Source organism: Janthinobacterium breve, from assembly GCF_051380895.1.
Lineage (GTDB): Bacteria > Pseudomonadota > Gammaproteobacteria > Burkholderiales > Burkholderiaceae_D > Janthinobacterium.
Window position 1 is genome coordinate 137703 of record NZ_JBNYXY010000015.1, and the last position, 23436, is coordinate 161138.

At 54.8% G+C, this 23436-nt stretch carries 14 protein-coding genes, 2 rRNA genes and 2 pseudogenes; 5 read left to right on the top strand and 13 right to left on the bottom strand.

Going from position 1 to position 23436, the window contains the following annotated elements; all coding sequences use genetic code 11:
* Window positions 1-213 precede the first annotated feature (213 nt).
* Window positions 214-1251 carry a hypothetical protein gene (locus ACQ4W0_RS27390; protein WP_436579609.1) on the bottom strand — a complete coding sequence of 346 codons (1038 nt, stop codon included), beginning with the start codon at window positions 1249-1251 and terminating at the stop codon, window positions 214-216.
* 201 nt (window positions 1252-1452) lie between these two features.
* On the opposite strand from ACQ4W0_RS27390, the gene ACQ4W0_RS27395 reads away from it, so the two are divergent.
* Together ACQ4W0_RS27395 and ACQ4W0_RS27400 are read left to right on the top strand one after the other, a co-directional pair.
* On the top strand, window positions 1453-3252 hold the full coding sequence (locus ACQ4W0_RS27395; RefSeq protein ID WP_436579610.1) for a hypothetical protein: 1800 nt from the start codon (window positions 1453-1455) through the stop codon (window positions 3250-3252).
* A gap of 10 nt (window positions 3253-3262) precedes the next feature.
* Window positions 3263-3406: pseudogene (locus tag ACQ4W0_RS27400) on the top strand (transposase); the annotation flags it as partial.
* 194 nt (window positions 3407-3600) lie between these two features.
* Here the strand turns inward: ACQ4W0_RS27400 and ACQ4W0_RS27405 are convergent.
* The 10 genes from ACQ4W0_RS27405 to ACQ4W0_RS27450 form a co-directional block, all read right to left on the bottom strand.
* Complete coding sequence (locus tag ACQ4W0_RS27405) at window positions 3601-4785, bottom strand: hypothetical protein (RefSeq protein ID WP_436579611.1); 1185 nt, start codon at window positions 4783-4785, stop codon at window positions 3601-3603.
* Window positions 4782-11030: an AAA domain-containing protein gene (locus tag ACQ4W0_RS27410; RefSeq protein WP_436579612.1), complete on the bottom strand. Its 6249-nt coding sequence runs from the start codon at window positions 11028-11030 to the stop codon at window positions 4782-4784. The genes ACQ4W0_RS27405 and ACQ4W0_RS27410 overlap by 4 nt, the downstream gene beginning before the upstream one ends.
* A complete protein-coding gene (locus tag ACQ4W0_RS27415; protein WP_436579613.1) occupies window positions 11027-11686 on the bottom strand; it encodes a 4Fe-4S single cluster domain-containing protein in 660 nt (219 codons plus the stop codon). The genes ACQ4W0_RS27410 and ACQ4W0_RS27415 overlap by 4 nt, the downstream gene beginning before the upstream one ends.
* A gap of 3 nt (window positions 11687-11689) precedes the next feature.
* The gene (locus ACQ4W0_RS27420; protein ID WP_436579614.1) at window positions 11690-13537 is read right to left on the bottom strand and encodes an AAA family ATPase; all 1848 of its coding nucleotides are present in this window, start codon (window positions 13535-13537) and stop codon (window positions 11690-11692) included.
* Window positions 13538-14194: 657 nt separating this feature from the next.
* A complete protein-coding gene (locus ACQ4W0_RS27425; RefSeq protein ID WP_436579615.1) occupies window positions 14195-14686 on the bottom strand; it encodes a helix-turn-helix transcriptional regulator in 492 nt (163 codons plus the stop codon).
* Between the two features lie 367 nt (window positions 14687-15053).
* Window positions 15054-15992, bottom strand: a complete 939-nt coding sequence (locus ACQ4W0_RS27430; protein WP_436579616.1) for a hypothetical protein — start codon at window positions 15990-15992, stop codon at window positions 15054-15056.
* Between the two features lie 500 nt (window positions 15993-16492).
* Window positions 16493-17620 carry a TniQ family protein gene (locus ACQ4W0_RS27435; protein ID WP_436579617.1) on the bottom strand — a complete coding sequence of 376 codons (1128 nt, stop codon included), beginning with the start codon at window positions 17618-17620 and terminating at the stop codon, window positions 16493-16495.
* Complete coding sequence (locus ACQ4W0_RS27440) at window positions 17578-18468, bottom strand: TniB family NTP-binding protein (protein ID WP_436579618.1); 891 nt, start codon at window positions 18466-18468, stop codon at window positions 17578-17580. The genes ACQ4W0_RS27435 and ACQ4W0_RS27440 overlap by 43 nt, the downstream gene beginning before the upstream one ends.
* Window positions 18465-20390, bottom strand: coding sequence for a TnsB C-terminal domain-containing protein (locus ACQ4W0_RS27445; protein WP_436579619.1), 1926 nt, complete (start codon window positions 20388-20390; stop codon window positions 18465-18467). Before ACQ4W0_RS27445 ends, ACQ4W0_RS27440 begins: the two co-directional genes overlap by 4 nt.
* Window positions 20380-21078, bottom strand: a complete 699-nt coding sequence (locus ACQ4W0_RS27450; protein ID WP_436579620.1) for a TnsA endonuclease N-terminal domain-containing protein — start codon at window positions 21076-21078, stop codon at window positions 20380-20382. Before ACQ4W0_RS27450 ends, ACQ4W0_RS27445 begins: the two co-directional genes overlap by 11 nt.
* A 77-nt stretch (window positions 21079-21155) precedes the next feature.
* On the opposite strand from ACQ4W0_RS27450, the pseudogene ACQ4W0_RS27455 reads away from it, so the two are divergent.
* The 3 genes and pseudogenes from ACQ4W0_RS27455 to ACQ4W0_RS27465 all read left to right on the top strand — a co-directional run.
* Window positions 21156-21851, top strand: a pseudogene (locus ACQ4W0_RS27455) (ATP-binding protein); the annotation flags it as partial.
* Window positions 21852-21915: 64 nt separating this feature from the next.
* Entirely contained in the window at window positions 21916-22461 is a 546-nt protein-coding gene (locus ACQ4W0_RS27460) for a hypothetical protein (protein ID WP_436579621.1), read from the top strand.
* A gap of 180 nt (window positions 22462-22641) precedes the next feature.
* Complete coding sequence (locus tag ACQ4W0_RS27465) at window positions 22642-22986, top strand: DUF1840 domain-containing protein (RefSeq protein WP_436579622.1); 345 nt, start codon at window positions 22642-22644, stop codon at window positions 22984-22986.
* Between the two features lie 60 nt (window positions 22987-23046).
* On the opposite strand, the gene rrf (ACQ4W0_RS27470) is transcribed toward ACQ4W0_RS27465, so the two are convergent.
* Both rrf (ACQ4W0_RS27470) and rrf (ACQ4W0_RS27475) read right to left on the bottom strand, forming a co-directional pair.
* A 5S ribosomal RNA gene (rrf, locus tag ACQ4W0_RS27470) occupies window positions 23047-23159 on the bottom strand.
* Window positions 23160-23336: 177 nt separating this feature from the next.
* A 5S ribosomal RNA gene (rrf, locus tag ACQ4W0_RS27475) occupies window positions 23337-23436 on the bottom strand; the annotation flags it as partial.

Consider the following 23436-nt stretch of genomic DNA (forward strand, 5'->3'; position numbering starts at 1 on the left):
CCATCTTGGAAAGTCCGGCCATACAGAATTGGAGACCAGTCCTACGTCTCTGTTGATGTGGAAGGTGCCACAGGGTTGGTAAGTCTTACCATCGCAATCTCCGGAAGCTTTACACCACCGACTCAATGTGACATTTGCTTAGCACGTGATCCGGTGATGACCGTGTATGACGCAGTGGACGCGTTCTATATCATCGACGAGCTCCGCGCCAGGCTATAAAGCATTGGACTCACTAACAAATGGCAAAATTTCCGGCCCTAGTACAAGTGAAAGATGACGCAGATCATCAACGACCAGGTCCGAGTTTCCTTCGCGATTACCAGCGACCAAAGTACCAAGCGCATATATAGTGAAATACTTTACTTCCGTGGCACGGCAAAGAGACAACTCCAGGTATTTACGGAAGCGGAATCCAGCCATTTTTGCTGGGCTCACATATAAATACACCGTCGTATTAGCAACCTTGTCATAGAACTTGAATTTGAAGCCTTGTCCATAGCGGCCTACCAAGGTCGCGCCACCAAAAATCACTCGATTACGGGTCTCATACGATGCCCGCGCGAGTCGGCAAAAGTACTCGTTCAGCCTCAACACTCCCTCGTTGACAATACGAATCTCAAGCTCGTTGAACTCCTCTTTCGTCAACGTAACTTTTGCCTCCTTGTATGTCTCAACCAAGCGACTCAATTGATTCGTTCGATTGTACCCGCCTAACAAATTGTCGGCATCGTCGCCATTTGTGTGACGAGGAGGTCGTCCTTGGGCATCTACGTCCTTGTCGAGATTCGCGGGTTGCTGTATCCGGTGCCGTCCTACCCCATCATCTTCCGCAAGCTCCGGGTCAAACACCGTAACGAGATCGTGAAGCTTCCGTCGTAACCGCCGCTGTTTCGCATCGTCGTCAGTCTCCCCTGGACGTAGCGCATCCGAATCCGCATCTATATTCCAATGACATAGTTGATGATGGCTATCGAGAAGTCGATAGTGCGCCGTGACGTACTTCGCAGACTCCGAAGCTGGGACTCTGTAGTTCACACCAGTGACGCGTACTGGCTTCGCCCCACCCGCGCAATTCACATCATCGCAGAAGAAGTGATAGCTCTCAAGTGCGGGTTCTTCACACACAAAATACTTACGAGCGGTGTCAATGCTTACGATCTCATTAAGTTCTTTGCAATACGCGTACAGGATCCGGGAGTTAGTCATATAGCGGGGTATTGTTGATGGTTTCCCAGCATAACTGGTTGCCATACGGAAAACCAGTGCGGTTTTGAGCGAAATCGGTGCCTAGAGCTTCGGACTCCCCTTCGAAATTGCCATCCGCATGTGACTTTTTCAAAATAACTGCGACGCTCCCTAAATAGATGCCATAATTGCCTCACTACAACATTTTTAAATCGCCAGCTGTGGATAACCGTATCACGGTCATTCATGGGCACACGATATGACAGCATGCCGATTCAGTTCAAGCATAAGTTCAAAAAAATTAGCACTGCAATCAGAATCCAGGGCACTCTTGACTTCGGTAACGATGTGATGGTTGCCTGGTGGTATTCCGGTTTTTACAAAAATCCTAAGGACAATTCCCAACCACACGTCCTCGTCCATTTCCGAGAGTATATTTCACCGGGGGTAATCGGTGATAAGGTTGCACATAGACGGATACCCCTGACCTCACTTGGTCAGGTACGTGTAGGCACCGTGTGGAAAAATGATCGATGTAAAGGGGAATTGGATCTCGAACCAACAGAGTTTTCTCTCAACTTCAACGAGAGCGGATGGCGGTTTACCTCTTTGTCCGAAGCAAGGCAAAAACGCCGTGCTCCGCCATTCCAGCAAAGTGTATACAAGCTCGAGCGCGAGAATGATGCAAATTGGCTTATCGAATTTGACTTGCCGAACGGCGGCAAGCTTTTTGTGCCCTGCTTAGAATTCTTCTCACGTTGCTACGGACGGTCGGGAGAATTGAAGCGGGTAGTTGCAACCTACCCATGGGATGACGTTCCCGACTCCGCGAAAAGCCGACTGTACGCAACGCTGGAAGAGCCTGAAGAGCCCGGAAAATGGAAGGTACGGTTGCGCCGACGGATGTTCAACGGCGATGTCATCTTTCTCGCACATGCAAAATACGACACCTATACGGCAAGGCTTACCAAACGTATCAACGCCGACCTTCAGACGAAGATCGATCCAAAACTGACCAAGCCTGCATTCATACAAATTGCACCTTGGTTCCGAGGATCGGCAAAGCTCTGTGTAAAAGGCGTGAGCTTGGATGACGGCAAGTCATTTTTGGCGTTCAATATCGTTGGTATGAGCGATCCGATCGGCGAACAAATTCACCGCGGCCGCGAGAACAGCAACAACGCGAAATCACCTGCCCCAGATGGCAGCCCCGAAGCATGGACGGGAACACCAGAACGAATACTTAATATGAATGAAATCATCGATCTGACCGGTGATGGCGAACCTGATGGCGACTCTCCGGCCGTAGAAATACAGGATTCAGATTTTGTGACTCTTGGCCTTGAACGTACGGTGATCGACATGCGTGCAGATCAAGCAAAATCTGTCGCTGGTAAGCATGGAAAAGGCGGCGATGCTTCAATGTTCTCGGCAGGAGAAGCGCATGGGAGCGGTAAAGGTATCGGGCATGCTTCGATACACGCACCGCAGACGTACGAATCACATGGGATTTTGCGGGATATGTGGGATGCAATGGGCAGTCTTCACCGCAAGCGACCAGACCTGATTAGATCCTTGTCCTGGTTCACTTTTGAAGACGGGCTGAACTCCACATCGGAATATAAATTAATTCCGCTTACTCCTTTTGACATCGATGAAGACGTTACGACTCAAGTAAAACGATTTCCATATATAGAGCCACCCAAACCAGGCCTGCGAGGTTTTTTGGTCGCAAGACTTACCTTGGCCGACGGGCCTGCCTATATCATAGAACTACAACGCCGTCCAAAATTAGTGAAAGACAAAGACGGAGAACCCAAGGCGGGCGAAGACCAGTTTCAAGGTATGGTATTTAGGTTGGATCACGAAAGCCAGTTGGTTCCCTGGCTTCGCTATTTTAGGGAGAAAATTCGCCACGCTAAGGGTGTTGTTCGGCGACTCACTGGCAACTGTCCTGGAGAGGCAGAGTCATTCTCACATCGGAGTCCGACAGAGCTGGTCGACGGCTGTTTACTGCGTGAGTCTATTGTGTTACACGCGCTCAATAAAGTCACTGGAAAACGATAAACTTCCACGGTTACCCAAGCCCTGGGTGGTCGAGCGCAGCTTCGCCTGGCTAGAGAAAAACAGGCGACTGTGGAAAAACTGCGAGCGATGGCTCAACACCAGCTTGCAGTTCATCCACCTGGCTTTCCTGGCGATGCTGCTCAGGAGATCGTGAACACGTTCTTAGGAAAAATTCAGATGGCCACTTACGAGCAAATTCGCAACGATATTCTTTCTTGACTCTACGAGGTCGAATGGCTGATATAGGGCGATAAGTGCCTGTTGCGCGATATAAAATGTTTGCTTAGGTTTAAGAAGCCAATGCCGAGGTGGCTCTTAAATTATCGGTACACGCTGCGTGTCAATTGGTTAGGGAAATGTTCGACAGTTAGATTCAAGACTCTCGGCTGTCCGGGTATCGAGCGATAATTTCAGGGGAACAGTACCCACGCCCAACGCACGTTCAATTACAAGGTTGTCGCCTTGCTCGGCGAGCAGTTCCTGCAGGCGGGAAAAGTCACCGCACCACAGTGTCTCAACATCCTTGTCGCGGCGAGTATCGCGGTCCGCCGTGACCGCTACCGTGCGTACCTGTATCCGCCCGGTCCGGGCTTGGCCGCCAATCTCAACCCCATAACCTGGCAATGATGGCTTCTTCGCCACGATTTGGCCATCGTTTGCCCATGCGGTTTCCATTCCCTCATGTACCTCGTATCCCAGTTGTGCCAATCCATTCAGGATTGCCTTGCGGCGTGCTTCAGCAAAGCGTTCTTCAGTAGCCACCGGCGTCACTTCAGCCGGGACAGCGCGCTGTGCGCGCATTTCCTTGAGCGTGGCCGCTAGGTCGATGATCATGCTGTCCAACTGCAGTTGCTGATGTGCGTCGAATGGCATTGTCTCGATCGTGCGCAGGCGTTCATTTAACGCTGCCGTCTGTTCTGCTCCGAGTAGCGATTGGAGTTCCGCGATCTGGTGATCAATGCGTTCGATCCTTGGGTTTTCGATGGTAACTGCCTTCCAGGCATCAATTTCTGGCACCTCGATCATTAGCCTTTTTGCGTGTTCCTGTTGCGCACTGGTCAATCCATTCGCCTTTGGAGTAAGCATGGCAAGTCCTTGCGCGAGAACGGCATCGGTATCTATCACTTCTTCGCCGGAAGCCAGGGCCCGCAATTCTGCCGGAACAACGACGCCTCGCGATTCCAGGGTACCTATAAGGGTGCTGGCATTGATCTGGCCTTGACGCCGGCGCTTGCGCGCTTGAACCAGCTTTTCAACGCTATGTTGCCGGCGTCGTTCCAGATCAGCATGCAAAAATGCCATTTCGTCGGGCACGTTCTTTTGTAAGTCAGCGAAGGCATCTCGGGTGAGCAAGTCGCCCAGTTCCTTTCTGCGTAACAGCGTCGACGCGATCTCCGCGTCGGATAATTCCTCCATCCGCTGTCCTTCACTTGTCCATGTAGCGATGGACTGGTCCAGCTGACGGAACAGGTTCTCGCATATTGCCATTATTTCTTCACGCGTGACGATGCGTACAACTTTCGGGCCACTCATGCTATCGGTTCCTTTTGTATTGCGGATTCAATGGCAAATTCCAACCTTGCCTTCTCGGCGATATTGTCGTGGTACCAGGCGCGAGATGAAATCCGATGTAGCTTGGGAATCGTACGTTTTAATACCGATGGACGCCAGATGTCGCGTGCCCGGGCACGACTCAGCAATTCGTGCCGGGGCGCATCGCATTCGATACCAATCATGTAGAGGCCGGTCTTTGGATCGGCAATTGCGAAATCCATGCCGAACGCATCGCCTTCCTGCGCCGTCACTGGATTAAAACCCAGCGAATGCAAGAAATCGAGGACATCGCTCGCGAAACCGTCCAGCTTCTGGCCTTGCTGCATTCGGGCGCTCACGCGTTCACTATGTAGCCGTCCCAGTAGTGCATTGCCAGTCTGCAGATCACCACTAGACATGGTACGCGCGTATTCCATGTAACCTTGCAGATAGTCGCGGGGAATCGTCGGTCGGCGCCTGGTGGTGAGCATGTCGGAAATGTCGACAATTGGCATAGACGTTACCAGCACGACTTTTTGTCGCGCGCGTGTTACCGCCACGTTCAGACGCCGCTCTCCGCCTTTTTGTCCGAGCACACCGAAGGCGCGTCGAAAGGTTCCCTGGCTATTTCGCCCGAATGTAGTGGAGAAAACGATCACATCACGTTCGTCACCCTGGACGTTTTCGACGTTTTTGACGAATACCGCCATGTCTTCGCCGTTCTCGCATCTAGCGGCTTCCTCTTGGTAAGCGGTGCGGAATACCGGATCAGCTTCGGCTCGCTGCTCCAGCTTTTCCTCGATCAAGTCCGCCTGCTTCATGTTAAACGTCACGACACCCGTGGACGGCCGCTCGGAATAGGGACGACGCCACAGTTCGGCCAGGACATCCACCACGCGATCGGCCTCATCACTGTTTGTCTGTTTCTCATACAGGCCATTCACCTGAATCAGTTCTAGCGGCTTGATGGCCCGGATGGTCGCGTCAGGATGGCGTGCCGGGACGCTGAGATTATTCTCATAGAAAGCAGCGTTCGAGTAACCAATGAGTTCCCGGTAAGCCGAGCGATAGTGGATCTGCAGCGTGGTGATTGGCAGGGCACTTCTCGCGAGTTGCAGCAAGTCCGGACAGTCCTTGATCTCACGGCGATTCCAGGTTTCTTCAAATTGCTCCTTTTCTTGTTCGCTGGCGTCGTCGTCGGGCTGATCGCCATCGAAGATGTCCGCCTCGTCGCTGTCGGTTCGGCCAGAGAAGAATGCGCTTGGGGGCATTTGCTTTTCGTCGCCACTGACAATGGCGATGTTCGCGCGGAACAGGGTCGGTAGTGCATATTCCACTGGCATCTGTGATGCCTCGTCGTAGACGATCGTATCGAAGAGGTTATTCTTTAATGGGAGAACCCGGCTGGCGACGTCAGGGTTCATGAGCCATACGGGACGCAACTCCATCAGACCCATGCCTGCACCCAATTCAATGAATTCGCGCAACCTACGTGAGCGTTGACCTTTCAGACGTGTGACGTCCTCCCATTGCTTGGAACTGGCCAATTGGCCGCGCTCAATTCCCTCACGTAAAACATCACGGTTCAGCCGACGCATCTCTTCATCAGCCACTGCCAAGGATTGCACCTTGGCGACCGTTTCAGTTTGTTCCAGCAATAACTCGGGACTAGTTTGTTCTATTCTGCGTTTCCAGCCCAGCCGAGCCTCCCGGTTGATCAAGCGGCGAACCTCACCGTCCAGATCGCCCATTGGAATCGCGCTCATCGAGGCTTCGTGCGTGCGCATCACGGCAAATATCTCAAGGGATTCTTTACTCAGATTCCGCGACCGCATGCGGAACTGCTGGTAGGCTGCTAAAGTCGGCAGCGCATCCTGAATGCGATTGGGAATAGTGCGGAATTCGATATTTTGCGAAATGGCCTGATGGCACTGGGTTGCAAAATCCGGCTCGATCCATTCTTCCAATAGCAATAGGGCCTGTGTGCTGTGCTGACGCGCCGCATGGCGCACGAAAGCGCGCTCAAAGCCATCCAGTAGTTGCTCGACCGGAGCGCGGTCGCCCGTCATGACGGCTGCGTCAAACTCCGCCCCCCGCGGCGCAATCGCCAAATACTGTGCCAGTTCGCGCACTTCCTCCAGCTTGCGCAAGCGCGTCAAGCATTCGGCCGCCAGTGTCGGTCCACAGGTCGTTTCGATCGCATCCAGATGAAGTTCATCGGATATAGTAGTCAGTGCCTGCCGGATCGGGCGCCACTGCAGCTCGAGGCGCGCGGCAGCGAGCAATTTGGCGATCGTATCTACCTCGGCTGTCACTCCCGCCTGCGATGCAAATTTTAATGCCAGCTTTCTTCGAAGGTAGGTGAAGGGATTCAGGCGGTCAAAGAATTTGAGCGGGCGGGCCGCCAGGCTGGTCTGCTGCTCGACCTTGTCCAATTCGGGATCCTGCAGACTTGCCAGCGCGCCCGAGAGTAAATCATGGTAGCTAGCGCCACTTATGGCAAGTAACTCCTGATGGAGTTTCCGCAGCGCGGTATAGAGCAAATGGCCTGGCGCATCGGCTTTGTCGGCAGGGCGAAACAGCGGCAACCAGTGAGCCAGGCGTTTGCGTTGACTCTCATCCAACGCTTCCAGACGCGGTGCATTCTGGTTCAGCCAAGCGCGATGCGGAGCTGGATCGTCGACATCAAATCGGGTTGGATGCTGGTTCAATATCTCCATGCGGCTATGCTCGGCGTCGAGGAAGGTTCTGAACGCGACATGAAATTCGTCGAAGGTTCCACGATCGGTCGCGAACGCCTTCAAGTGGGCCAGTGCACTGCCTTCAAATTTCGCGGGTAGCCAGTATCGGGCCAGTGGTGCACATTCCTCCTCGACCGTCGTCAGGACCGATGAATCGAGTGACGATAGCTTGGTGCGCAGTTGCGGCATATTCAGCGGAGGGCTGCCTACTTCCAGTTCGATGAGCTGGCCCAACAGGACTCGGTAGCTCAGGCCTGTCGCCTCATCCACCTGGTGTAGGGCCTGGTGCAGCCGGTCTAACTCACTTTCCAGTGTTTCAATTTTGGCGGCAACGCGTTCGCGCTGCCGTACCCAGCCATTATCAAATTGCGAGCCTTTGAACATGCCGTCCAGCTGCTCACGGACCGCGCGTATCGTCGGCTCGCGGTCTTTGTTGACGTCGTTGATCATGATAATGCGGTCACCTAGCCCTTCGGCCACCAGACGTTTATACACCACCTCCAGCGCCGCATGCTTCTGGCACACGATAAGCATGCTTTTCTTGCGGCCGATGGCATCGGCCACCATATTGACGATGGTCTGGCTCTTGCCGGTTCCCGGCGGCCCTTCTACGAGCAGGCCCGGCCACTGGCGTGCCTTCAGAACGGCGGACTCCTGTGAGGGGTCGCTGGCGACGGTCAGGTAGCGGTCAATTTCCATGGCCTTTTCGACTGGTGCATCAAATTCCGCCTTCTCCTTGAGCCTCAGCATGGATTCCAGCGCGGTACCGGATGGGGAAAGCGTCTTGAGTTGCCTGAGGTCTTCGCCGATGGCCTGGCCACTGAAGGTCACGTGGAACAAAACGGCAGCGCATCGCAACGACGCAGTGCCGGCTGGAATGTCATAAGAGGGCGCCGGCAGGGAAGTCAACTGTCGCTGCTCGGGCGTTGCCAGCATACCAAAGGCATCGAGGACGTCGCCCATTTTCAGCGCCGAGCGGCCCAACACCTCGTCAGCAGCGCTGCGCCAATCTTTGACCGCCTCGCGTCCCAGCAACCCTTCTAATGCTGGATTGATGCGGACTTCTTCGCGTTCCGTATCGAAGGCCAGCGAGACTTGTCCCCGTGCTCCCAGCTCCATCAGCAGTTTCACCGGCCAAAGCAGGACCGGGGTGATTCTGGGGCGCGTCTTGCTGCGGTTGTCCTTGATGAGGAGAAACGGGAAGCCGAGATACAAGCCATCGATACCGGTATCGCGCTTATAGATCGAAGTCTGGCGGTGTAGGGCTGTTAGCCTGGCGACCAGAGGGATATTGTCGGCAAGGATCCCTGGGTCGATTGCGACCGATTGGGAATTACGTTGCAACAGGTGCTCCAACAAGGCCGCACCACTCTGCCGTGGACTACTCAGTTCCAGCATGTCGGCGCGGCCGGTGGACTTCCCGATCGTCATGCGCACCAGCGGGCCGCGCAATACTGCAGATGATAGTTTTTTTTCAAAAAAATCGAGTATCTGCGAAACATACTGCTGCTTTTGCGGTTCCAGCCACTGATCCGCCGGCACCGCCAAGATCAGGATGACTTCATGCAACGGCAACCGACGTTCAAGCCGGAACTGCTCTGCCAGGTCATCGATGATTTTCTTCCCGGTGCGAGCAAAGCCGGCAATACGGTCGTCGACCTTTCGGAACAGTTCAGTACGTAACAGGCTCAGTTCGGCCCGCGCAGCCAACGGGTCAAAGCTGAGAATATCCTCTTGCTTGGCCAATTCATGAGCTTGTTCCAGCACGGCGTCAACCGAGCGGAATTGCGAGACAGCCGCACTCAGCAGGACAATCAGGTCTTCTTCGCTGATCGTGCGCCGCTCCGACAGGGACAGCAGGCCTGGATGGTCGGAGTCAGGGAACAACAGCCGTTGCTGGTCCCATATCGCTGCCAGACGCGCGCGCGAGGTGGAAAGTAAATTGATGCGAACTGTCTGCTCATTGAGTTCGATCCCCAAGTTGGCGGCGCGGTGCCGCACCACCTCGGCCCGCATCCGGAGTTGCGATAGCCAGGTCTCCGTTTGCAATCGCTGCAAGAAGGGAGGGACGGCGCCGGTGATGAGGTCATATGCCTCCAGTGCATTCTGCAACAGCCAGCCGGGCGTGACGATTTCCCCGCGCAGAATCAGCGGAATCTCCGGATTGAGCAGCTTGAGTGCAATCATCAGCCGGCAATCTTCGTCGACACCTTCCAATTGCACGACTTGGCGCAAGCCCGCGAGCGTGGCAGGCGCGACCTTCGCTTGCTCAGCCCAGGTCGTCAGTACACCACGATGTAAATGATCTTTTGCCTCATTCCAGTGCTCACTCTCAGCGGCGGCTAACGCGAACACGGCAGGTTTGTGATAGCGCCTTTTGTTCAGCACGATACTATTTCCGTCCATGCTGTCGATCTCAAGGGTCACTGCCGAGGGTGCATCCACCGCCTCACCCTCCAGCCAGCGCCGAACCTGCTGCCATTGCCAACGCTGGTGCCGGTCCCGTGCCAGTAAGCCACGAAACAGCAGGTGGAGTTGGGGATCAAGATCATCGGGTAGTGTGATGCCATTCGCCAGGACATGGATCAGGAATGATTGGGGGTTGGACCCTGCAAAGCAGGCGCCGTTGGTCAGTTGTTCCAGCAGAATCATGCCCAGACTCCACCAGTCGGAGGCGGCAGCCACGCCACCTGCAATAGCTTCCGGCGCCATGTAGCGCGAGGTTTCGAGGGGGGAAACGATATCGAGGTCAAACTCTGAAAGACGGGCGGAGCCAAAGCCGTTGATGACCAGATCCAGCGGGTCGCGACTACGCACCAGCAACGTACCTGGCCGCAGGTCGCGATGTCGCAGACCAGCTTCGGAGAAGCAATGCAGTGCCTGGCCCAGCTCAGAAATTACATGACGGATGGTCGCCATGTCGCTGAAAGCGATACCGACATCGGCCAACGTCCCGCCACTCAGTTCTTCGGCCACCTCATAGGCCCTGCCATCCCACCGACCAGTGGTGATGATCTCCGGCACGTGTTCTCGCGGTAGACGACCGATCACTTCGTACACTGCGGGGTCCGGCTCTGCACCAGGGAGGTAGAGCGTTAATACCGCCTGGCGATTGGTGTCACGATGTTGACTGATGTAGCGCTCGCGCACACTGTCGGTACTGGAAATACGACGCGTTACTCGCCAGCCGTCAATTTGCGTCTCTTCCGACGCCAGTGGCAGCGGCGCAGTCGTTATTGGAGCATCCTCATGGCTGGCCGGGTCGGCGTCACAGGTCAGGCACATCAAGTCGCCTGCATGCATCTGGTGGCCGTTTGTGCACAGCAGGCCGACTATTACGGGCAGGCACTCAACCTTAGTGACGATTTCCTGTGGCCGGTCGCCGACCTCGCGAATGGGAAGCGCGGATAACTCCCACTGACAAGGTACGTTGTCGACGACGCCCTCACAGAACCATTCCTCCACAGGACGTTCGGTTTTGCAATTCGGACAAAAACGCATCATGATGGGTGTGCCTTGGTGGTGCGCGCCTTGTCGGCGCTGATGTGAACGCGATGGCCCTGGTTAATCAATAGCTCTTGCAAGCGCAAAAAGTCCCCACGCTGGGGGATGCCGGCAAACCAGACGCTACCATCCGGGTCAAACATGACATCGAGTGACTTCTCCTGCGCTTTGCAAGGCGGTTCATACACGCTGAAGCGATCAATGCCGAGGGCCGTGAGTAGATGAAGGCGCTGGTTGTCGCTACCGCGCAAGGGCATGGTATGCGGGGCATCGAGGTCGAATGGATCTGAGATCAGTGCATCGATGAACCCCGTCGCGTGTCGCAGCACAGCTGCCAGCTGCTCAATCGGCTTGCCACTGTAGACGAGAATGTCGGCCGACGTCGTGTTGCGTAGTGCAGCCAGCAGCACAACAAGTGCCTCAGGCTGTTCGAATGGTTCGCCGCCAGAAATCGTGATGCCTTCGGCGGCGGGTAGCCACTGCGCGAGATGCGCCATCACGCCTTCCACGGTCGCCTGTCCCTTGTTAGCGTCCCATGTGTCTGCAGAAATGCAGCCTGGACAACGGATACTGCAGCCTTGCAACCAGATGCCAATGCGTCGTCCGGGGCCGAGCGTGGTCACAGGGAAATGTAGGCGTGAGATACGAATATCCATGGACTAGCGCTTTCGAAGGCGCAGTGCGGCCGCATCCATTCCTGTGAGGATGAAAGCGTCACCCGCTTGCGCGTTCTGATCGAACAATCCTCTCGCCAGCGGATTGATCAGATAGGCTTCGATCTGGTTGCGGATGCCTCGGCCGCCGTTCGACAGGTCGCGTAGGCAAAGTTGCTTCAGCGCGGCTTCCGATACCTCGTCCAGTTCGATGGCAATACCTTGCATACTGACGTCATCGAGTACGGTACGCAGCATGTGCTCGAAAATCTGTTCGGCAACTTCCTGCCGAACGAAATCGAAGATGATGATATTCTCGCCGATCCGGTTCAGGATTTCAGGCCGGTTCAACACCACCTTAAAATGGTGCTCGATTTCGCCTCGCACCTTTTCCTGCACGTTGACAAACGGCTCCCCGGGCACCACGTTTGGCACACGATCGCCCAATTCATTCTGTCGGTAGATGCCCAGGTTCGAGGTGAAGATAATCAGTGCTTCGGAGAAGTAGACGCGATCACCACGACCTGAAGTGAGCACGCCATCATCGAGGATCTGCAGAAACTTATCGAGGATACGCGGATGGGCTTTCTCGATTTCATCGAAGAGCACCACGCTGAAGGGCTTTTCTCGAATCGCATTGGTCAGTTCGCCGCCGACGTCATACCCGACGTAACCGGGCGGCGCGCCGATGAGGCGCTGGTCCGCATGTTCGGAACTGAATTCGGACATATCGAAACGAATATATGCGCTCTCGTCACCGAACAGCAAACTCGTAATGGTTTTAGCTAACTCGGTCTTGCCTACACCGGTGGGGCCAGCCAGAAATGCGACGCCGCGCGGACGTCCGCCTTTACGTTGCGCACCGACGCCGGTCATTGCGCGCTTCACCAGATCCAGCAAATGCGTGACCGCGTGCGTTTGCCCCTTGACTCGCTTGCTTACCTCTGCTTCCGCGTTGCGGATCTTGTCGCGATCGATTTGTAGCCAAGGGTCTTCGGTGACGCCGACTTTGTAGCGCCTGACAGCATCCACAATTCTTTCCATGGGAACACTCTCCACCCGCGCCAGTGTGGCGATGGCGTTCATGTCCGACAGTAGCAAGCCTTCTGTGCCATCGATGAATGCGCGCTCGGCATCGGCACGGATGTCAGGGGCTGCTTGTTGGAATCCGGGAACCGCCCGCAGCAGCGCGGGTGACAAGGCACGCCGTGCGGCGCTGTCCGGTTTCGCGACAGGAATGTGGCGAACCCGCGGATTGTCGATCAGGATCCAATCCGGAATATCGCTTTCTTTATCGACAATCCATATGATGGTGTTAAAGAACGGACGGCGCTGCTCCCCATGCGGGCGTGCCTGCGCTGTATGTCCCAGCACCAGGGCGCGCGTGAACATGCTGTGTTCAGCGGTGGTGAGCGATTCTGCCCGTACCGTCAGGCGTGAGGCGAAATCGATGATCAGTGCAGTGGGCGGTCCGGTAAGCCCGACTAGGCGTTCCATGACCGCACCTACACTGTCGATGCCACCTGGTGCTACTCCATTTACTGGTGCCAAGCCCAGGCTGCCAAGGAGTTGATCTGGTGACTCGTTTGCTGCTACTCCCTTTGCAGGGACAGCAAAACCCGTCAACGGATTCCAGGCGATAAATTGGGTGTAGCCTGCCTCGCGCAAGCCATCGCAAAGCGTACTGGTTAGGGACTGGGCCGTAACGATTCCAGGCGACACCTCGCACGCTTGCAAATCGCGGACATTACCGGAGAGAACGAATTGGCTTTTTAGCGGCGCGAACCGCAACAGATCTCGCAGCCATCGGGGTTTCAGAAATTCCAGTTGCGGCTTCGTGCTGTGGTCACTCATTGCATCGTTTATCTGTTGTGCTGTGTTCGGCGAGGCCACATTCTCTATTCCGGTTGGACTGAGTAGTGCAATGACATACAAGCTGGAACGAAGGTCCCGGAGCGTAGTCACCTCGTAATATTTTGGTTGCCAGTAGCAATTCTACTTGCAATACGAAAAACTTAAAAGAAAGGAAAGACCGATTATTGCTTTGGGCTAATTGGAATTAATTGCGAAGGTCTGAGAACTGGTGCGGAAGCGGGCCTTCGCATCGCTTACTTCTTGAGCTAGTCGGAAGAGTGCTGAAGCTTGGTTTTATACCTTTAGTGCCTCGATGGGTCACGTGGTTCGTCGGTGGTGGCATTCTACGAGAATGCGCGGCGTCAACCTATACGAATCGCTGACGGCGATGATGCGAATACTTTAACGGCTCGCTGCTTTGAAGAACAGCTGTCCGTTTTGAGAAATGCGTGGCCACTTTGAGATGAGATTTGGCATCCGATTTGCGAGAAGAATCGGTGTCCACTTTGCCGTGAGAATCAGTATCCATTTTGATGAGAATACTCAGTTAGACAAGCTAGTTATAGAAGGTACTTGGTAGCCAATTTCATAAAGACCTATTCATCGCGTTGCCCCCATGTTCACCGGATACAATCCCGCCTGCTGCTACAAATACAGCTATAGCCAGAGATCGCTGCGTGTACTGTCCAGTTGACGAGCCAGCTGGGCGACGCCCCCCCAAATGCGCGCCGGTGGGACGGCTTCCAGATGCGCGGTTTCCTCGACCGCCATCACTACCACCTGCAAGGGCGTTTCGTCCAGGAAGTGCAGCAACTGCGATGTATGGTTTGCCGGCACCTGTCCGCTAGCCAAGGCCTGCTGCAGCTGCTCGCTAGTTAGTTCGCCCCGGTAACTGACACTTGCATTTTTTGCCGCCATCCACAAACCGCGCTTTTTCTCCCTGGCCTTGATCGCCGGCGGGGCAAAACTGAGTCCAAGTACCCCCAGCAGATTCACCACGCGTCCAAAACTCAAGTCGGCAATGGTTCCAGCCTCCAGTTGCTGCACCGTCTGGCGCGAAAGACCAGCCAACTTCGCCAGGCGTAGCTGCGTCAGCCCAAGGGACAGGCGACGTACGCGAACTGCATTGCCGACTTCGTAGATGTTCATAAGCTGCCGTTCTGTGGAAGTACAAAATATTTTACATCCATTTACAGCGCCTAAGGCCCCAGCAACAGCGGGGCTTACTTCAGTTTTACTGTAAATTTATACAAGTTTAACAAAACCAACAAACCACGCAGCTGCTGGACGTCGGCACTTGGCCGTGGCCATGAAGAATAACATCTTGCTCCTCCGAAAAATACACGAAATCTCAGTACCTTGAATGGGCTACACTTGGCTGCGCTGAATGAGAACGAGTGGCGGCGCTTTACGCGATTCGGCGGCGGCGACCTATGCGAATCGGTGGCGGCGGCGATGAGAATACTCACGTGCCGGCGCGACCGGCTTCATTGCCCGCACTCGGCGAATAATGCAACTATCGCGTCTTCGCATGTGTGGCGCCAGCATGAAAATCCCAATGGGGTACCCAGTAATTTTTCTCATCAACGGCAACGTAAAAATTGCCGTCAGCTTGTACAGAAATCTTGCTATCTTCGAGCCGCTTGCCGACCCTGCGCGGTAACCCATGAAAGTAGGCTAGTGCAACCGATAGCCACTGGCGAAGGAAAAGTGGATCAGTACTCGCCGCGCTGATTAAAGAGATTAGATCTATTTCAAGTTTTTTTTTCCGGTTGGCACGAGCTTGGCTTTTCTTGTGCTCAATGTTCACGCCGGCGCCATACTTGCTATTGATAAATCCAACAAACCCAGTAATTTCGGCCTGTTGGCCAGGTACCCTCGCCAGATACCGATTCAGTGACAACTGCCCTGGGACAGACATCCCGTCCGCCTCGCACTCCGCCAATAGCGCGGCCGCCGGCTGCAGGGATAACCGGACACTTCTGAGTGTAATCTTGCTATCAGCCATCCGCCCAAGCAGGTCATCTCTATATGCCAACAGTATTTTCGCTGGCATGCTCTCCGGTAGCAATAGCGAGACAATGGCTTTGATGCGGCGATGCTCGGATGCATGCTCGCGTAGGCTAGCGTCCACGACCACTCGTAATGTTTCATTTAACCAGCGCATCGGTAAGCGAACCCGCCGCAGGCCTTCGGCGTTGAAATGATCCAACAGGTTTTCGTAACTCGGTATCGCGCCCCACTTCTTGTCAATGTCGTAGAAGAATAGAAAATATCGATGAATCGACTGCGCGGCGATTTGCTTCGGCACTTCGTTGATGAGCCAGAGGCCGAACTCCTTAAAAAGAACCGTTACTTGCAGTGTCGACAAACCAGCCTCGTCAAGATTGGCCCGGCTAAAGAACGTGCCTGTCCAGTAGCAATCCGCGCAGCGCTTGCCGCGTCCGGCAGGCATCTCGCAACCGCACAATGGACAGGGAATAAGACCAATTTCGTTACAAGCCTTGCACAATGGAATTCTGTTGATATAACTTGCAACGATACGGTGGTGCTTGCAACTTCGACACGTGGCATACACGCTGCTTGTTGCCGCTAAAACATCGCTTGGTATGTTAACTAGGGTGGTGTCGATCGGTGGTCTAGTGACAACGGCATGCCGGGGCCGGAAATACATGGAACAGCTATTGCAGACGGGACCATAGGATGTGATTTTTCCGATGTTGTAATCAGTCTTTCCACACCTGGCGCAGGGCACGTCGTTCTCGCATGTCGTGCAGATAGCAGTCAGGTCGGCCTTGGGCAAGCGGGCGAACTGCTCACACGCAGGGCATTGTCGGCGCTCGAACACCTTGGGATAACACGACGAGCAGAAACGCTCTCCACGATATACCCGATGCGCTTTAAGCATGTTGCGCCCACATTGATCGCAACACTGTACCACCGGTGAAGAGGTCCTCATGAAATCCGCCGCATTTTACGTTGGAGACGCGCCCATATGCGTGTGACCACCTTGCGTGGTAATGGGGCAATTTCTCCGGTTTTGCTGTTTGCTTTTCGACTGCGCGATTGATTTGGCAGAGCGTCAACAATATCGCGAATGTGCGCAGGTAAATTTGGCAGACCTTGCCTCAATGTAGCGGACCTCAGTGACGATGCTTGCGCCGATTCCAGCAAGTGCCTCGGGCCAGCGGCCAGCAGTTTGCCAGTGGCAGCCAAAAGTACTGCGCGCTCACCAACCGGCAGCAATTCAAAACCCAACCCGGTGACCGCAGGACGCATTCCAAGTATGTCGGCGCCCAACATGGCCAGGCAACCGGCCAAGTTACATGACGAGTTGCGTACAGCGACGCGCACCAACATAAGGAAATATCTGCTGAGGAAAAACCATTCGGCGGTGGCTAATGTGAATTCACCGTATTTTCCATATCCACATCTGACGACATCATCAGCTGTAATTTGGAACGCCAATGGCCCGGCGTCAGCGGCCATTGTGTGGCACGCGCGCAGGTCATAACCACATGATGAGCAGACGCTCAAAAGGCTCTGAGGCGGTGACAGCCGGTGTGGTTCGATGGGGGCCGTACAGTGACAACAACGATCAAGGAGCGCCGCGCCGTGGACGCGGCAACAGCTATGCCAGGCAAGGCGCCATTGAAGCCGATAGAAGGGAGAGTTATCGGTGCCAAAGCACTGCGGGCAGTATTGGAGGCCGCCGTGACGCTGGCGGTTGCGCGAGCCCAGTGCCAAAATCCAGGGAATGACCGCTACGTCGCCGGGTACCGTCGTTCCGAGCGCTATTGCAATTATTCGCAGTGACGCGGCGTCCAGCGCGGACATATCAATGCCAGACATGCGCTCCAAGATGCGTAATCGTTCAGTGGCGACGCCTCTATCAAGATCAAGCGTCCAGACTCGCCACTTCGGCCAGAGTTCTCCGGTGAGCACGAGTGGATCACAGCCTTGCGACAAGGCCACCCGAACAAGCCAAGTCGAGAGGAGTTCGTCGGCCTCCAGTGGTACCGGCACCGGCCAGCGAGACTCTATCCGACCAGTTCCCGGATGCCACGTGTGGGACGCAACCATACTTTACTCTCCACGATAGTCTTATCGATCTGTTCCTTGCCGGACTTGATCGCTTCGACAGCGCACTCAATCAACAGGCGATGCAGATTGCCCGTGTTACCTTCGGAGATCGTGTAGAGCCGCTGGGCAAGCTCCGGCGCATGCAGATTTGACCGTAGCTTGAGTGGCAATATCTTTTCGAATCCAGCCAGCAGACGTTGAAAGTCGACATTGAGTTCCCAGGCTGGCAGCGCCATAACGTCGAATCGACTGGCATGCTGCGGGTCTGTATGCAAAACACGCACAGCCTCTCGTGTACCGACACCGACGATCGGGATCGCCAGCTCATTACAAAGCAGTTTGATTGCATTCATGACCTCACGCTGCTTCACCGGCGAACCCGTTAGCAGGGAGTGAAATTCATCAATAATAAGCATGCGGACGTGGCAAGCCCTAAACAAATGGATAGTTTGATATCTGAGCTTTGATGTCGGGTCGGTTGCCCGATAGGGCGCAAAAAATTGTTCCAGGATCGAGATGTACAAGCCTTTCTCATCAGCACTTGGCGGCGCCTCTGCGACGATGACCGGCTTGACTGGTTCAGATTCGTCATTGACATAAGGTTGCCCACACAGATGACGAAACCGCGCGACGATCGTCGTCTTGCCGTTGTTGGAGTCACCGACAATGAGTAGATTGGGCATTCGTGGACGCATGGGTTTAAGAATCAACCCCTGAAGCGTATCGAGGATGTTTTGTGCGACCTTGTAGCCTATCCAGCGAGGCTGATCCAGAAATTCAATCCGCTCTGCAGCGCTCAGCGCCATGACGTGCCGGAAGTCTTCGTGAATGTGTTCGTAAGTGCTCATGCAATATCCCCAAAGTCGCTAATTTCACCATCAAGCAGGCCATCTTGTAACGCCATAGCGGATTCCACTGGCAACTTCGGCATTGGCAATGGCTGGGCAGGCGACACATTCTTGGCGTGCTCTTTCCGACGTTGCGCCTGCCGGCGGGCCGCCTTAGTTTTCTCCGCAGCCTCATCAACTCGGCTGCGCAGCTCGGTGATCGCATGAAGAATCTGATGCTCGTTCACGCTGGCCACGCCGTCGCGTTTCAATTTGTCCTTCGCCTGCTGATATTCCCAAATGCTCATCGCTGGCAAAGTCAGGTCCGCCAGTGGTATCTTGAAATAGTGCTCAAGCTTGGGATCAAAAAACCAGATCGTACTGATGTCACGCGGGTCGCGTCGAAAAATAAGATCTTTCTTTTTCTTCGTGTTCTCGTCCTGGGCGTTAATCCATGGCCGCAATGCTTCGGCGTAGTAGCTCAGGCCATCGATAGTGACACCAAAAGTTTGCACAGTACGGCGGAAAAAAGGCAGAAAATCGAGCAGGATGGTGAGCCTGTCGACGGGCCGGGGTGGCACACCAATACCCTGGACCTCAGCGTTGCCAAAGATTCCAATTTCCCATTTGCGTATTGGCGACAGGCCGATCGCGGAATGCAGGCGTCGATGGTAGAGCTTGGTGATAAGGGTAACAAGCCACTCCTCAAATTCCGACTTCGTGAGCGTCGCGTGCTTCTCGGAGTCATAACCGTCCCGTTCCTTCACGGAAGAAAAGGTGGTACCAGGCAGGTCGTGGATCTCACGCAGTAGCGTGCCGAGCATACGTTCGATATGGCCGCCGTATCGCGGTTGTTTGACTGGCCGAAACTCCAAACTGATGCCGTACATCAGACACGACTGTTGAAAATTATTCGAGCGGAAATCTGCGCCGTTATCAACATAAATTGTCCTTGAAACACCCCAAACAGGCCATTCCGCGTCCACCTTGTGCAGCAACATCCAATCATCTTTAGGCAACATGGAATGCGCAACGCACATGGCGACCGAGGTCTCCGATGGGGGATCGAATGACAGGTAATATCCCGTCACCACACGTGTATGCACATCCATTGCCAGCGTGATCCAAGGGCGGCCAATCGGCTTTCGGTACACATCGTCAACCAGGATGATATCGGCTGGGGTGTGATCAATTTGCATGACGGCGAGCGGGAAGGTTGCGTTTGGAAAGCTGCCTGCGGCGGGAAGAAATTTGTTCTTGGCTTTTTCCTTGTGACCACGGCCGCGTAACTGCTCTTTCTCGGCAATACGTGAAATCCTCGCGCGGATTGCTGTGGGACTGGGCGCAGTCATCCCTTTAGCTTGGCAAGCACGCAAGACCTCGGTGATTGCTTTCTGTGCGGTGGGTCGCTGCGGCGTTAAATAAAAATCACGAATTACCTGCTCAATTAACGCCTCAGCATCCTGATCAATTCTGCCATTTCCCTGTTTCCAGCCACGCTTTTGCGGAATAAGTGCCGTCACAACCCCATATGCCTTATAACGCTGAAGCCAGCGATACAACGTCGCCGGGTTGATCTTCAGTTCGCTCGCCCGCACCTCGACATTCTCGCGACCAAGACGGCCTGCGTCGACGAGCGGCTTGATTGCTGCAAGGCGCTCCTGAGCGATACGCCAATCTTCATCGGCGATATCCCCCAAATCCTGGCTGGCATTCTGCGTGACAGTTGGCGAACGCTCGATCGAGCGCAGATCACCAATGCGCAAAGATACGCTTTGGCCTGTATCGACATCCACGCCGATGAGTGATTCAAAATCGAGCACTTGGACGATACGGAAGACGGTCTCACCACGCTGGACGAGCCCTCCTACGTTCACATTAACGCGCTCGCGGATGGGCTCGAAAGCGTCATTGGGCATTACATATTGGGTCTCAGTAGACATTTATCGGAATCCAGACTTCAGAAAATTCGTTGATGCTTTTGCTGACGTCACAGTCCAAACGCCGAGTTGCAATCAGATGCCAGATGTGCGCCACACCCTGGCTCCGGTATAGCCCCATGAAATGGCGAGCAAGAAGGTAGTGAATGGGTGCGGCCCCCATCTGTTGAACGCTGTCGATCACACATTGGCTCTCCTCTGGAGAAAAGCTCATACGCTTGTATCGCTCGAAGAAGCGGACATTTTCAAAGACTTTGTCGCGCACGCGCGACTCGTCATATATGCGGAACTGCCAGCCTTGCTCATGCGCGTAATGTCGTGCGGCCTTCCATTTTGGCAACCAGCTACGCCAATGTCGCCGCCATTCCTCTTCAGGTTTGACTTCAACGAGCAAAGGCTTGGGATAGTCACTGTAACTGCGGTTGCCCAGCTTGTAATACACCAAGAAATCAGGAGTGTAGGTATAGGACTGCCCATTTACCCCAAAAAATGGTATCTGCGCAGGTTGAGCGATGACGTCGAGCACATCCAAAAAGAACTCGGACCGCATCAAAAAATCCCGCTCTAGCGTAGACTCGAATGGGACTGCAACGTCGCCCCGGAAAGGATATACCCCGGATACGCTCCTGCGGGTGGGCTTGATTTTGCGAGTTTGGTGCGGCACAAGCTCGTCGCAGCTATTTTGATTCATACCGGGTCCAGTCGCAGCTATTCTGTAAAAAAGCGTCGTATTAATTTCAAAAAAAACGTCTAACTCATTGATTTTTTAGCTCGTTTGTCGCTCTTATTAAAGAATATCACAGCGGCAACGTGCCGCGCCCGGGAGAAATCTCGCTGGCACACTGCGGCGTGTTGTTTCTCGATGAAATCGCCGAATTCCAGCGCCGGGTGCTCGATGTCTTGCGCCAGCCCATGGAATCGGGCGTGATCAGCATTTCGCGCGCGGCCCGCCAGGCCGAGTTTCCTGCCCGCTTTCAGTTGATCGCCGCCATGAATCCCTGCCCGTGCGGCTATCTGGGCCACGCTTCAGGCCGTTGCCGCTGCACGCCCGACGCCGTGCTGCGCTATCACAGTCGCCTGTCCGGCCCGCTGCTCGACCGTATCGACTTGCAAATCGAAGTTGCCGCCATGCCGCCGGCGGCGCTGGGGCGGCACGCAGGCGCAGGCGAAAGCACGCAGTCCATCGCCACCCGGGTCGCAGCAGCTTTTGTCCTGCAACTGGCACGCCAGGGGAAAGCAAACCAGCGCTTGAGCAACATGGAAATCGAACAGCATTGTCGCCTGGACGCTCATGGTGAACAGTTGCTGCATGGCGCCATGTCGCGCCTGCACTGGTCGGCGCGCACCTACCACCGCGTACTGCGCGTGGCGCGCAGCATCGCCGACCTGGCGGGCAGCCCCACGATCACGCAGCCGCATGTCGCCGAAGCGATCCAGTACCGGCGCGTATTGCCTGAGATATAAGGCGCCCAGTGAAAGCCAAGCGTGCACGATTGCGCGTGCCTGGAGGCACTGCTACCATCTGCTGATGAAAAAACCATCACTTGCCCTTTTCCTGGCCGCGCTCGCGACAGCTTGCACGCTGTCCGCCTGCAGTCCGAAATTCGACTGGCGCGACTATCGCAGCCCCGACGCCCAGTTCACGGCCCTGTTTCCAGGCAAGCCGGCGGTGCTGACACGCGAGATTGATCTCGATGGCAAGAAAGTCAGCCTGACCATGACGGCGAGCGAAATCGACGGCAGCACCTTTGCCATCGGCAGCGCGGTGCTCGACAGCGCAGAACAGGCGCAAGCGGCCCTGCCCGCCATGCAGACAGCCCTGTTGAAAAATATCAACGGCACCGTGCGCAGCGAAAAATCCACATCGGCGGCCAGCAGCACTGCTGCCGGAATGCACCAGCGCAGTTCGCTCAGCATCGAGGCCAGCGGCACGCAGCAAGGCAAGCCTGTCTTGCTGGTCGGCCGTTTTGTGGCACAGGACAAGCGCATCTTCCAGATCATCATTCTCGGTGAAGAGCGCAAGCTGTCGCGTGACACCATCGACACCTTCTTGGATTCAGTGAAACTAGATTGAGACTTAATGATCGCTTAAACGGATATTTTGACGATGAACAAGCGCTTGTAAATACGTGCGTTGTCCAACAGATGGGAATATCCGGCGCGCAAATATGCAATCCGGGCAATCGGACAGCCTGTGCGATATTTCAAGTCGTGATATTGTTTCGACACTAACAACAAGTTTCAGAAAGCGCTTATGTTGATCTCATTCAAATCCAAATCCTCCCCTGAAGTGCTGATGTATCAGGAACATGCCCAGCGTATCCTCGACATCCTGCACAAGAACCCCACGCGCGGCGTCATAACGCCAACGGAAGCGGGCGATGCCCTGGCCCTGCTGGAAAAAGAAGTCGCGGAAAGCAAACTGCATCCGGAAAACGACATCGAACACGATACCCATACGCCGGAAACGCTGGAAGATGGCGAAACGGGCGCACATGCGCGCGCGCAAAAAGTGCATTTTTCGCAGCGCGCCTATCCACTGATGGAGATGCTGCGCTCGGCCAAGGCAGAAGGTGAAAGCATTACCTGGGGCATCTAGTCCCATGAGCGCTGCAGACGAAAAAAAACCCCGCACACGCGGGGTTTTTTTATATAACAAGCCTGACGATAACCTACTTTCACACTGGTTGCAGCACTATCATCGGCGCAAAGTTGTTTCACGGTCCTGTTCGGGATGGGAAGGAGTGGGACCAACTTGCTATGGTCATCAGGCATAACTTTTTCAACAGCTTGCTCCCAGTGGGGCAGCAAACCATCTGATCTCAGGAAGCGAATTATATACGAATTTACCTGGAGATGGGGCCAAAAGTGGATTTTTATAGCGAAAAACAGCAGACGAAAAAAAACCCCACCATGACTGGCGGGGTTTTCTTCTACTGCGAATAACAAGCCTGACGATAACCTACTTTCACACTGGTTGCAGCACTATCATCGGCGCAAAGTTGTTTCACGGTCCTGTTCGGGATGGGAAGGGGTGGGACCAACTTGC

Coding starts and splice junctions, on each gene's coding strand:
- ACQ4W0_RS27405 (WP_436579611.1), bottom strand. CDS start 4,785: ATGAGTGGCCCGAAAGTTGTACGCATCGTCACGCGTGAAGAAATAATG.
- ACQ4W0_RS27395 (WP_436579610.1), top strand. CDS start 1,453: ATGCCGATTCAGTTCAAGCATAAGTTCAAAAAAATTAGCACTGCAATC.
- ACQ4W0_RS27465 (WP_436579622.1), top strand. CDS start 22,642: ATGTTGATCTCATTCAAATCCAAATCCTCCCCTGAAGTGCTGATGTAT.
- ACQ4W0_RS27445 (WP_436579619.1), bottom strand. CDS start 20,390: ATGTCTACTGAGACCCAATATGTAATGCCCAATGACGCTTTCGAGCCC.
- ACQ4W0_RS27415 (WP_436579613.1), bottom strand. CDS start 11,686: ATGGATATTCGTATCTCACGCCTACATTTCCCTGTGACCACGCTCGGC.
- ACQ4W0_RS27425 (WP_436579615.1), bottom strand. CDS start 14,686: ATGAACATCTACGAAGTCGGCAATGCAGTTCGCGTACGTCGCCTGTCC.
- ACQ4W0_RS27450 (WP_436579620.1), bottom strand. CDS start 21,078: ATGAATCAAAATAGCTGCGACGAGCTTGTGCCGCACCAAACTCGCAAA.
- ACQ4W0_RS27435 (WP_436579617.1), bottom strand. CDS start 17,620: ATGGTTGCGTCCCACACGTGGCATCCGGGAACTGGTCGGATAGAGTCT.
- ACQ4W0_RS27460 (WP_436579621.1), top strand. CDS start 21,916: ATGAAAAAACCATCACTTGCCCTTTTCCTGGCCGCGCTCGCGACAGCT.
- ACQ4W0_RS27440 (WP_436579618.1), bottom strand. CDS start 18,468: ATGAGCACTTACGAACACATTCACGAAGACTTCCGGCACGTCATGGCG.
- ACQ4W0_RS27390 (WP_436579609.1), bottom strand. CDS start 1,251: ATGGCAACCAGTTATGCTGGGAAACCATCAACAATACCCCGCTATATG.
- ACQ4W0_RS27410 (WP_436579612.1), bottom strand. CDS start 11,030: ATGATGCGTTTTTGTCCGAATTGCAAAACCGAACGTCCTGTGGAGGAA.
- ACQ4W0_RS27430 (WP_436579616.1), bottom strand. CDS start 15,992: ATGCCTGCCGGACGCGGCAAGCGCTGCGCGGATTGCTACTGGACAGGC.
- ACQ4W0_RS27420 (WP_436579614.1), bottom strand. CDS start 13,537: ATGAGTGACCACAGCACGAAGCCGCAACTGGAATTTCTGAAACCCCGA.